We start from the raw sequence: 10,117 nt of genomic DNA, 5'->3' as shown, positions 1-10,117 counted from the left end.
TCACGGCTGCTGCCGACCTGACGCCACCCGGCGTTGTGCCCACGGGGCTCCGCCCCGGACCCCGCGCCTCAATCGCCGGCGGGGCTTGATCGGGCCGGCCATCTCAAGCCCCTGCGGCGATTGAGGCGCGGGGTCCGGGGCGGAGCCCCGAGGGCGGAGGACGGGTGGCGGTCACTCCGCGTCGGCCGAAGCCTTGCCCGTCAGGGCGGACAGCGACGCCCGGACATGCTCCATGTGCGCGCGGAGCTCCTCCCGCTGCTCCTCGTGCCCCTCGAGAATCGACTCCGTCTCCCGCTCGATCCGCTCCGCACGCGCGCGTGCCTGCGCGAGCAGCTCCGCGGCGGCGGCCTCCGCGTCCTCCTGGCCGTGCCGCGCCTCCTCCTCGGTCTCACCGAGCACCCGCTTCGCCCCGGAGAGGCGCTCCTCGGCCTCGGCGACGGCGCCCGCCTCCCACGCCTCGGACGCGGCCACCTGCTCGGCCGCCTCCCGGTCCGCCTCCTCGATGCGCTCGGCGTGCTCCTTCGCCTGGGCGGCGAGGTCCGCCTCGGTGCGCTCGCGCATCGCACGCAGTTCCTCCAGGGCCTGACCCCGGGTCTCCTTCACGTCACGCCGGGCGGTCACCCGGATGTCGTCGGCCTCCGCCTGCCCGGCCGCGATGCGCCGCTGCGCGTACTCCTCGGCCTTGCCGCGCACCTCGTCGGAGTGGGCCTGCGCGTCGTCGCGCGCCTCGTCCGCCGCCGCCCGCGCGGCGTCGGCCTCGGCCTGCGCGTCGTCCCGGGCGGAGCCGCGCACGGCGATGTCCTCCTCCTCGGCCAGTTCGAGGAGGTACTGGGCCCGCTTGCCGAGCGACTCGTACGTCTGCGGGGCGAGGTTCGCGACGGCCTCCCGCAGCCGCTCGGCCTCCTCCTCCATCTCCTTGGCGAGGACGGTCAGGCGCGCGGCCCGCTCCCAGGCCTCGTCCCGTTCCCCGGAGAGCGTCGCGGCGGCGGCCTCCACCTGCTCGGGCCGGTACCCCCGGCCCCGTACGACGACGAAGCCGTACTGCGACGACTCCGCTCCACCCGCACCGCTCATCTGGAACCCCTCTCCGGCAAGGCACACCGACCCGCATCGGCATGCCCGATCTACGACATTTTGCGCGATTGGCGCACATCTTGATGGAACAACCGGAGGCGGCCACATTCCGACACACGTGACGCCCAGGTCGACCCACTCGGTCCAGGATGCGTCAATTGCCGTCGAAAGTCGGAATCGCCTTGTCCTCGCGCAGCGCGGTGAAGAGCTGATCGGCCTCGCTCTCGTTCCACATCACCACGTCCCCGACCCCCGAAACATTGGGCTCACTGCCCACAGGAACGGTCGTCGTCGCGGCCGGGTCCGACATTTTGACACCCATGTTCGCCAGCGCGGCGACCCCGGTGTCCTGGTCGACGGTCAGCGCGTCGAGCGAGGCGCTCATGAACGGGATCAGATTCCACGGCGGCACCAGCACCCCCGGGCTGAGGGCCTTGTTCGCGATCGCGTCCACCAGCTGCTGCTGCCGCTTGACCCGGCCCAGGTCACCGGTCGGGTCCGAGTAGCGGGCGCGCGCGAACTGCAGGGCCTGCGTGCCGTTCATCTGCTGGCAGCCCGCGTCGAAGTCGGCGCCCGACTTCTCGTCGTGGAGGCCGCCGTCGGCCACACAGATCTCGACCCCGCCGAGCGAGTCGACGACGTCGACGAGCCCCAGGAAGTTGACCTCCGCGTAGTGGTCCATGCGCAGCCCCGTCGACTGCTCCACGGTCTGCGTGAGCAGCTTCGCGCCGCCCACCGAGTACGCATAGTTGATCTTGTTCTGGCCGTGGCCCGGGATCGGGACGTACGAGTCGCGCGGGATCGAGACGAGGTACGGGCCGTTGTCCCCGTAGTGCAGCACCATGATCGTGTCGGTGCGGTCGCCCTCGTCGTTGCCGACGTGCAGGTCCTTGCGCTGTTCGGGCGTCAGGCTCTCCCGCGAGTCCGAACCGACGAGCAGCCAGTTCGTGCCCGCGCCCGCCGCCGGACGGCCCTCGTAGTCGCTGAACGCGTCCGTCGTCCGGACTCGCGAACCCGCCCAGAAATACAGGCCGATGCCGTACGCGGCGAGCACCACGAGGACGACGAGCAGGGTCAGCGCGAGCCGCCGGGGCCAGCGCCGCCGCGGCCGCGTCGCCCGCACCGTCGTCGGCTCACTCCACTCACCTGCCATGTGCGCATGATCGGGGCGCCCGACCGATCACGCAGGTCGAGCGCCCCTCACATCCATCCGCGGGCGGCCACGGCAGCTCCGTAGGCGGCGGCTACAGAAGCCCGTCCCACATTTGCTCGAGCAGTACCGACCACCAGGTCTCGGGCGAGCCGAGCGCCGCCGAGTCGATCGCGTTCAGCTCCGCCTGGAAGTCGACGGTCCAGCGGCCCGCCTGCTCCTGGTTGAGCCCGAAGCGCAGCCGCCACATCCGGCCGAGCAGGGCGAGGGACCGAGCGAACTCCGGCAGCCCGCTGTTCACGAACTGCGGCGGAGCCGGGGCGCTGTCGGGCCCCGCCTCGACCGGCACGGCCACGATGTTCGCCGTCCCGTACTGCACGCACAGCGCCTTGCCGAAGTCGCTGCCCATCACGAGGTACGAGCCCGCGTCCGACGCCGCCTGCACGCCCCGCTCCTGCGCCAGCTCGGCGAGCGTCGGCACGGGGCGGCCCGGCTCGGCCTGCGCCCAGAAGAACGGCCCGAAGTCGGACGGCAGCCCCGCGACGACGAGCGTGTGCGCCACGGTGTCCGGAACGCCCTGCCGCGACACGGCCCGCTGGTCGAAGCGGAACACGCCGGGGCCGAACGCCGCCGCCAGCTCCTGCGCGATCGCCTCCGGCGCGGCCGGGGCTGCGGGTTGCGCGGGGTGCAGCGGGGCACGCACCGGGGCCGGACGCGCCGGGCCGTCGGCGACCTGGTGCAGCTCGCCCTGGTGGGCGAGGAGCTGCTGCATGCCCTGCTGACGGCTCGCGTGATCCGTGCCGTACGGCGCGATCGACGTGATCCGCGCCTGCGGCCACTGCTCCTTGATCATGCGCGAGCAGTACGCCCCGGGCAGCGAGCAGGACTCCAGCTCCGTGTGGAGCTCCAGGACCTGGTCCGGCGGCACGTTCATGCCGCGCAGCTCGTGGAAGATCTGCCACTCCGGGTGCGGCGTCCCCGGCGCGGACCGCCGGATGAGCTGCTGCTCGGACCCGTCGGGCGCGCGGTACCGCAGCACGGCCTGGTAGCCGGGCCCCACGGTCGGCTGCCCCACCGGTGGGGCGGGCTGTTGGGGCTGCTGCGGCTGCGGATACCCGTACGCCGCCAGGGGCGGGCCGGGAACCTGCTGACCGGGAGCCGGCGGAGGCATGGGTCCGGGCGGCGGGGGCTGGTGGCCACCCGGGGCGCCGGGCGGCGGGGGCGGGCCCGGCGGCGTCGCGCCGGGGGCCTGCGGGGCGGGGCCGGAGAGCATGGTCGCCGCGTGGTGCACACCCTGGCCGGGAGCACCAGGGGGCGGCGGGCCCGGAGCGCCGGGAGGCGGCGGGGTCTGGCCCACGGGGCCGCCGGGCGGGGGACCCGACAGCATCGTCGCGGCGTGCTGCACGCCCTCTCCGGGGGCACCGGGAGGCGGCGGCGGTCCGGGCGTCTCCGGCTGCCCGTCCGGGCCGAGCGAGGACACCATCCGCGTAGGCACGTAGCCGCCCGCCGGGGCACCGGGCGGACCCGGCGGCGGCGGAGTCTGCGCACCGCCGCCCCGCGGGGGCTCCGCCTTGCTGGTCGCGGCGTTCGCGATGTCACCGGCACCGGGCGCGAGCGGCCGGCCTCCGGCGTCGCGCCCCTCGGGACCGCCCTGCGGATAGCCGTACGAGGTGCCCGGAGGCGGCGGCCCGGGAACCGCGGTCCCCGGAGCGGGCGGCGGGAACGAGGCCCCGTCCGCACCCTGCGGGAAACCGTACGAGGGAGCGGCGGGCGCCGACGGGGGCTGAGCGGCCGCGTCGGGCGCCGCGGCCTGCGGGAAACCGTACGAAGACGCAGCCGGCGCCGACGGAGGCTGAGCGGCCTCGTCGGACGCGGCCTGCGGGAAACCGTACGAGGGCGCGGCAGGCGCCGACGGAGGCTGGGCCGCTGCATCAGGCGGACCCTGCGGAAAACCGTACGAAGGCGCAGCCGGCGCCGACGGAGGCTGAGCGGCCACGTCGGGCGGCCCCTGCGGACGGGCATACGAGATCGGGCCCTCCGACGGGGGCGGCGGCGGGGGCGGCGGGATCGCGCCCTGTGGGTAGCCGTACGAGGGCGGGGCCGCCGGAGGCTGGGCCTCGTCGGGGAGGGACTGCGGGTAGCCGTACGACGACGTCTCCGGCGCCTTGTCCAGCGTCGGGGACACCGCCGTCGGCGGCAGCCCGCTGCCGCCCACGATCCGGGCCGTCTGCGCGTCCGGGACGACCCCGGGCGGCGGCGCGTCCTCGGCGAGCGGCGGCGAGAACACCGTGTCGGGCAGCGGGACCGAACGGTCCTCCTCGTCACCCACCCCGTTCGTGTCCGTGCCGGCCCACGGCGTCGCGTCGACCGGAAGCGGCGGCACGGCGTCCTGCGGCTCGGCACGCGCCGCCGCCGGAATCGCGTCCGCCGGCGTCTCGTCGGCCCGCGCCGGGACCGCGTCCGAGGGCGTCCCTGCGGCCGGGGCCGAAGCCACCGGCCGGGCCGCGTCCGAACTCCGGTCCGTGTCCCCCTTCTTGTCCGCCGCCTCCTGCAACCACTCCGGAGGAGTCAGCAGGAACGACGTCTGGTTCAGGTCCACCCGCTCCGGCGGCTTCGCCGCCTGCGGCGCGGTCGGCGCGTCCGGCAGCCCGTACTCCTCCTCGTACCGCCGGATCACCTCGCCCACCGGCAGCGAGGGCCACAGCGAGGCGTCCCCGCTGTCCCGCGCGATCACGAGACGCTGCCGCCCGCCGTCGGACGCCGGACCGGCCTCCCGGTCCTCCGCCCACACGACGAAGCCCAGCTCGAACTCCCGTACCCGCACCTCACGGTGCTGGTACGCGGGCACGTCCCCGTTGATCCATTCCTCGGCGCGCTCCTGCGCCTGCGCGAACGTCACCATCGCAAGCTCACTCCCCACCGGCGACCGGGACGGCGTGCGCGAAGCCGCCGTCCACCATCAGATTCGCCACCGTCTCCAACTCCGGCGGACTGCCCGCGAGCCGGGACAGAAAACCGTCGAAGTCCGCACCACAGGGCAGCAGCAGCCGCTCCACCCGCTCGGCCACCGGCAACTCCGCCGTCTCCCCGCTGTCCCGCGCGTCGTCGTACGCGCAGAACCACACGGAACCGGCCGCGTCGCCGCGCACCTTCACGGCGAGCAGACCGCCCTGCACGAACGCGACACCCAGATAGTCCTTCGTCAGGTGGTCGCGCAGACACTTGTTGACATACACGAGATCGTTCACGGCCGCCTCGTCGCGCACCGTGAAGAACGGCTGGTCGACCAGCAGGCCCAACTCGGCGTCCAGGCCCGTCCCGACGGGTGCGCAACCGCCACCCGCCTTCAGGAACGAGCGGTACGCCCCCGGCAGCCGGTACCCCAAGTCCTCTTCCGCGGCCAGCACTTGACTCTCCGTCACCGCGACCCCGGACTTCGGGAGCCCGAAGTGCACGGGCCGCGTGTCCTGCAACGGCCGCGTGCCCCGCTTGCGCTGGTCCACGGCCGCCGTCGCCAGACCGCCGTGGTGCCGCAGCAGCGCCTTCACCTCGACCGGGACCAGTTCGAGGCGCCGCGAGCCGCGCGCGTGGTGCCACGTCCAGCCGTGCGGAGTCGCCACCGGCGGGATGGTGTCCCACAGTTCGTGCCCGGACGCCGCGAGCGCCGCGTTCGCCGACACGTAGTCCGTCAGCCGCAACTCGTCGACACCGAACCCCTGCGGCGGATCCGCGATCTCGGCCACGGCACGGGCATACGGGGCGAAATCCGGGAAACCGTCCCCGTCCACGCGAACCCCGCGCGGATGACGGGCGGCGCGGACCGGGTCCGGGAAGTGCACGACCTGCCCGGCATAAGCCGCGTTCGGCGGCGCGGCCTGCTGCCCGAGCCGACCTGTCGTCATGGCTGTTGCCCCCTGCGGCGCTGGTGACGGATGCGGATCTGTCCCGGGGCTGTTCCGGGTCTGTTCCGGACCTGCTCCTGATCCGTACGAATCAAACGACAGCCTATGCCGTTGTGCGACACCGGTCACCGGGCCTCCGGTTCCATGACCAGCAGTCACCCGAGGATCACCACGACGTGACGATCGGGCGTGACACGCGCCGACATCGGGGTCCGGCTTCCACTCCCGCGGGCCCGTTTGGCAGTCTGTGCAGGCAACCAGGGGGATTGCAGTGGGGAACTGCAGGAGGGGAAACAACAGATGCGCAGCGGTACCGCAGAGGAAACTGCACCCGCGGACGAGCAGCCCGGCGACGACCCGCGCGTCGGCTGGAGCGCCACCGACGACGGCGCCGTCCCCACCCTTCGCGTGCGCCGGGACGGCATACTCCCCACCGTCGCCGCCGCCCTCTCCGTCCGCGGCACCACCCTCACCGCGACCGCGGCCCGCGGCGAAAAGGCCCCGGCCCTGCACCCGTTGGTCCAGGACTTCCTGGATACGCTGACCAGCGCGCAGCGCGACCGCTTCACCGGGCGCTGCGCCGAGGCCATCCTCGTATCCCGGCACCTCGCGGCGAGCGACACCGAGCGCACGGAGAAGTCCAAGCGGGCCCGCCGCAGGCCCATGACCATCGGAGAGGCCCGCAAGGCCCTCAAGCAGTCCAAGCTCACCACCCGGCGCATCCGCGAGGACGGGGACCCGCTGCACGGCGGCTTCGCCCGCCCCTGCCGTGCCTGCACCGCGCTGACGGCCCACTTCGGCGTCCACGTCGTGGGCCCCGAGACGGACAGCACCCCGCACGACGACAACGAGGCCGCGCACTGATGCCCCACCCCACCTCCCAGGACGCCCGCTTCTCCGACCTGGTCGACGCCACGTTGCGCGTCGCCGGATGGCAGCCGGGCCGCTGGGACATCAAGCAGGCGGAGTTCTGGGCGGACGCGCTGCGCACGCACGTCTCGCCCGCCGGGCACCGGCACTCGGTCTTCCCCGCGGCGGTCGAAGCCTGGGCAGAGTTCGGCGGCCTCCACCTGACACCCACGGGCCCCGGCCGGCACATCGCCCCCGCCCAGCCGCACCTGGACCCCCTCCACGGCCTCCACGCGGCCCGCACCCTCGGCGACCTCGGCCGCGCCCTCGACACGGAACTCGCTCCGCTGGGGGCCGAGTCGGGCACGGAGGCGCTCCTCGCCATCGACACGGAGGGCCGCATCTACGCCCTCGACCACAGCGGCGACTGGTACCTGGGCCCCGACATAGACGAGGCCCTCACCACCTTGATCACCGGCCTCCAGCCCCCTCGCCTCTCCCCTCCGGGGGGAACGGGGGCGTAATCGGGCGGCTCCGTGGCTCCGTGGCTCCGTGGCTCCGTGGCTCCAGCCCAGAGGGGTACGGGCCCCGGTGCCGCGCAACAGGGACGACGGCCCCGGCCCCGGACAAGCACAGCCCGGTGCCGCGCACGCAGAACTCAGGCCCCCGCCGGCCCCCTACGACGCCGCCGGCAGTACCGCCGATACGCGGAAGCCACCCGCATCCGTGGGGCCCGACACGAATACCCCGCCCAGCCCGGCCACGCGTTCCTTCATGCCCACCAAACCGTTTCCTCCGGAAGGCAACCCGGCCGACGCGGCAGCGCCCGGCTCCGGCGGCGGCTCGTTCTCCACCTGCATCGCCACCTCCGCGCCCCGATGCGCGAGCCGGACATACGTCTTGGCGCCCGCCGCATGCTTGTGCACGTTCGTCAACGCCTCCTGCACCACCCGGTACGCCGTCTGCTCCACCACCGCCGCGTACCCCCGCGACTCCCCCTCCACGGACACCTCGACCACCATCCCGGCCGCCCGCGACTGCCCCACCAGCTCCTCCAGCTCGGCAAGCCACGGCCCGGCCTCCACCTCCGCCTCGGCCCGCGACGCCGCCGCCGCGGCAGCCACCCCCACCGCCTCCAACGGCATCCGGTCCACCCGCCGCGGCACCGGCTCCCCGGCCCGCAGCACCCCCAACATCTCCCGCAGTTCGGTCAGCGCCTGCCGCCCCATGTCCCCGACCAGCGCCGCGTTCTTCACCGCCTTCTCCGGATCCTTCCGCGCCACCGCCTGCAACGCAGCCGCGTGCACCACCATCAACGACACCCGGTGCGCCACCACGTCGTGCATCTCCCGCGCGATCCGGGTCCGCTCCTCGCCGCGCGCCCACTCGGCCCGCTCCTCGGCCCGCTCCGCGAGCAGCCCCAGTTCCCGCTCCAGCGACTCGTTCCGCTCCTGCAAGGAGTCCATCAGCCGGCGCCGCGCACCCACGTACAGGCCGAGCAGCAACGGCGGAGCCGTCACCCCCAGCGCCGTCGTGATCGCCAGGAACGGCACCACCCAGTTCGCCACCTGGAACGTGTCCGCGTGCGCCGCCGAGTCCTGCTGCACCCGCACCACCGACACGATCAACGTGCCCAGGAACGACATCCCCGCCAGCGCCCCGATGATCCGCCGCGGCACCTCCGAAGCCGCCAGCGAGTACAGCCCGACGACGGTGAGCAGCACGCCCATCTGCGCCGGCGTCACCGCCACGGAGATCAGCACCACCGCGATCGGCCACTGCCGCCGCAGCACGAGCGTCGAACCGGTGAGCACCCCGAAGAGAACCCCCACCCAGACCGGCAGCCCGGCCTTGTGCGCGAACGGCACCCCCTCCACGGCGCACTCCACCGCCGACGCCACCGCAAGCACCACATCCAGCGCGGCGGCCCTGCGCCGCGCCCACCACCACGGCCCCCCGGCCGCGACTCGGTGAACTTCCCCCGCTGTGGTCATGCCTTCCAGACTACGGGCGTCCGGTGCCCGTTTTCCGGTGAGTTTCGACGCCCTGGACCTGTGGACAACCCCCACGTTGTGGATAACTCGACCACACATCCCAGCGAACCCCCACGGAACACCCGCCCGTCGCCCCGGCTCCCCCGAAATCTGTGCCCATGACGCACGCCACGGGCAAGTACGCCGTTTTCGAGTCCCTCCGCGAGCAGGCGGTACAGCTCCGCCGCGAGGACCTGAGCCGCCGCCAGATCCGCGACCGGATCCAGGTCGAGCTCGGCTGCTCGAAGAGCTCGATCTCGCTGTGGGTACGGGATCTGCCGACGCCGGAGCGGCGCTCCGCGTCGGAACAGGCAAAGCTGGCGTCCAGCAAACGCTGGGAACACGAGAACGCGCTGCGAGAGACCGAGAGGCAGCGCTGCAAGGAGGCCGCCAAAGCGGAGGTCGGTGTCATGACCGACCGGGAGATCTTCCTGGCAGGCGTCACCCTCTACTGGGCAGAGGGCGCCAAGGACAAGCCGTACAGCCGCCGCGAGAAGCTCCACTTCATCAACAGAGACCCGAACGTCATCCGGTTCTACCTGCGCTGGCTCGACGTGTTGGGAGTCGAGCGCGAGCGTCTGCGCTTTCGCGTGAGCATCCACGAGTCGGCCGACACGACGGAGGCGGAGAAGTTCTGGGCCGACCTCGTCGGCATCGAAGCGTGCACCTTCCAGAAGGCGAGCCTCAAGAGGCACAACACGACCACCAGTCGGAAGAACACGGCGGAGGCCTACCGAGGCTGTCTGATCGTCTACGTACTCAAAAGCGCTGATCTGTACCGTCGCATGGAAGGCGCCTGGTACGGCATAGTGTTGGGGGCCCGACCGACAGCCTGACGCAATGTCCGGTTTAGGTCGCAATGATCCCCCGTGGTGTAATTGGCAGCACTGTGGCTTTTGGTGCCATCTGTCCGGGTTCGAGTCCTGGCGGGGGAGCTTTACTCGGTTCGGGGCCCGACCCAACGGTCGGGCCCCCCCCCCCAGCCCCCCCCCAAAACCCCCCCCCCCCCCCGGGGGCCCCCCCCCCCAACCAACCCACCCCGAACGGCCCACCCCGGGGCACCGCCCACACCCCCGCCGCCGGCGTCGGAAACCCACCGGGGGGGGGCC

The 10,117-nt window shown here is 73.2% G+C and carries 8 protein-coding genes and 1 tRNA gene; 4 read left to right on the top strand and 5 right to left on the bottom strand.

The window, feature by feature from the left end; translation table 11 throughout:
- Positions 1-171: 171 nt before the first annotated feature.
- The 4 genes from ACIA8D_RS41500 to ACIA8D_RS41485 all read right to left on the bottom strand — a co-directional run bounded on the left by ACIA8D_RS41500 (position 172) and on the right by ACIA8D_RS41485 (position 6,126).
- Entirely contained in the window at positions 172-1,074 is a 903-nt protein-coding gene (locus tag ACIA8D_RS41500; protein ID WP_399240674.1) for a cellulose-binding protein, read from the bottom strand.
- Positions 1,075-1,228: 154 nt separating this feature from the next.
- Positions 1,229-2,227, bottom strand: a complete 999-nt coding sequence (locus ACIA8D_RS41495) for an LCP family protein (protein ID WP_399240672.1) — start codon at positions 2,225-2,227, stop codon at positions 1,229-1,231.
- A gap of 91 nt (positions 2,228-2,318) precedes the next feature.
- The gene (locus ACIA8D_RS41490) at positions 2,319-5,126 is read right to left on the bottom strand and encodes an SUKH-4 family immunity protein (protein ID WP_399240670.1); all 2,808 of its coding nucleotides are present in this window, start codon (positions 5,124-5,126) and stop codon (positions 2,319-2,321) included.
- 7 nt (positions 5,127-5,133) lie between these two features.
- Positions 5,134-6,126 (bottom strand): SMI1/KNR4 family protein, encoded by a 993-nt coding sequence (locus tag ACIA8D_RS41485; RefSeq protein ID WP_399240668.1) that lies wholly within the window; start codon positions 6,124-6,126, stop codon positions 5,134-5,136.
- A gap of 300 nt (positions 6,127-6,426) precedes the next feature.
- Between ACIA8D_RS41485 and ACIA8D_RS41480 the strand changes: the two genes are divergently transcribed.
- Together ACIA8D_RS41480 and ACIA8D_RS41475 are read left to right on the top strand one after the other, a co-directional pair.
- Positions 6,427-6,990: a YwqJ-related putative deaminase gene (locus ACIA8D_RS41480; protein ID WP_399240666.1), complete on the top strand. Its 564-nt coding sequence runs from the start codon at positions 6,427-6,429 to the stop codon at positions 6,988-6,990.
- A complete protein-coding gene (locus ACIA8D_RS41475; RefSeq protein WP_399240664.1) occupies positions 6,990-7,499 on the top strand; it encodes an SUKH-3 domain-containing protein in 510 nt (169 codons plus the stop codon). Before ACIA8D_RS41480 ends, ACIA8D_RS41475 begins: the two co-directional genes overlap by 1 nt.
- A 153-nt stretch (positions 7,500-7,652) precedes the next feature.
- Here ACIA8D_RS41475 and ACIA8D_RS41470 read toward each other — a convergent pair whose 3' ends face one another.
- Positions 7,653-8,969 carry a sensor histidine kinase gene (locus tag ACIA8D_RS41470; protein ID WP_399240662.1) on the bottom strand — a complete coding sequence of 439 codons (1,317 nt, stop codon included), beginning with the start codon at positions 8,967-8,969 and terminating at the stop codon, positions 7,653-7,655.
- Between the two features lie 158 nt (positions 8,970-9,127).
- Between ACIA8D_RS41470 and ACIA8D_RS41465 the strand changes: the two genes are divergently transcribed.
- Positions 9,128-9,844, top strand: a complete 717-nt coding sequence (locus ACIA8D_RS41465) for a hypothetical protein (protein ID WP_399240660.1) — start codon at positions 9,128-9,130, stop codon at positions 9,842-9,844.
- A gap of 27 nt (positions 9,845-9,871) precedes the next feature.
- Positions 9,872-9,943 (top strand) — tRNA-Gln (locus ACIA8D_RS41460).
- Positions 9,944-10,117: the final 174 nt, after the last annotated feature.

Source organism: Streptomyces sp. NPDC051684 (genome assembly GCF_044453445.1).
Classification (GTDB): domain Bacteria; phylum Actinomycetota; class Actinomycetes; order Streptomycetales; family Streptomycetaceae; genus Streptomyces.
This window is presented reverse-complemented; position numbering and strand designations above follow the sequence as displayed.

Excerpts from the sequence above, each read along its gene's own strand:
- ACIA8D_RS41500 (WP_399240674.1), bottom strand. The coding sequence starts at position 1,074 with ATGAGCGGTGCGGGTGGAGCGGAGTCGTCGCAGTACGGCTTCGTCGTC.
- ACIA8D_RS41495 (WP_399240672.1), bottom strand. The coding sequence starts at position 2,227 with ATGGCAGGTGAGTGGAGTGAGCCGACGACGGTGCGGGCGACGCGGCCG.
- ACIA8D_RS41490 (WP_399240670.1), bottom strand. The coding sequence starts at position 5,126 with ATGGTGACGTTCGCGCAGGCGCAGGAGCGCGCCGAGGAATGGATCAAC.
- ACIA8D_RS41485 (WP_399240668.1), bottom strand. The coding sequence starts at position 6,126 with ATGACGACAGGTCGGCTCGGGCAGCAGGCCGCGCCGCCGAACGCGGCT.
- ACIA8D_RS41480 (WP_399240666.1), top strand. The coding sequence starts at position 6,427 with ATGCGCAGCGGTACCGCAGAGGAAACTGCACCCGCGGACGAGCAGCCC.
- ACIA8D_RS41475 (WP_399240664.1), top strand. The coding sequence starts at position 6,990 with ATGCCCCACCCCACCTCCCAGGACGCCCGCTTCTCCGACCTGGTCGAC.
- ACIA8D_RS41470 (WP_399240662.1), bottom strand. The coding sequence starts at position 8,969 with ATGACCACAGCGGGGGAAGTTCACCGAGTCGCGGCCGGGGGGCCGTGG.
- ACIA8D_RS41465 (WP_399240660.1), top strand. The coding sequence starts at position 9,128 with ATGACGCACGCCACGGGCAAGTACGCCGTTTTCGAGTCCCTCCGCGAG.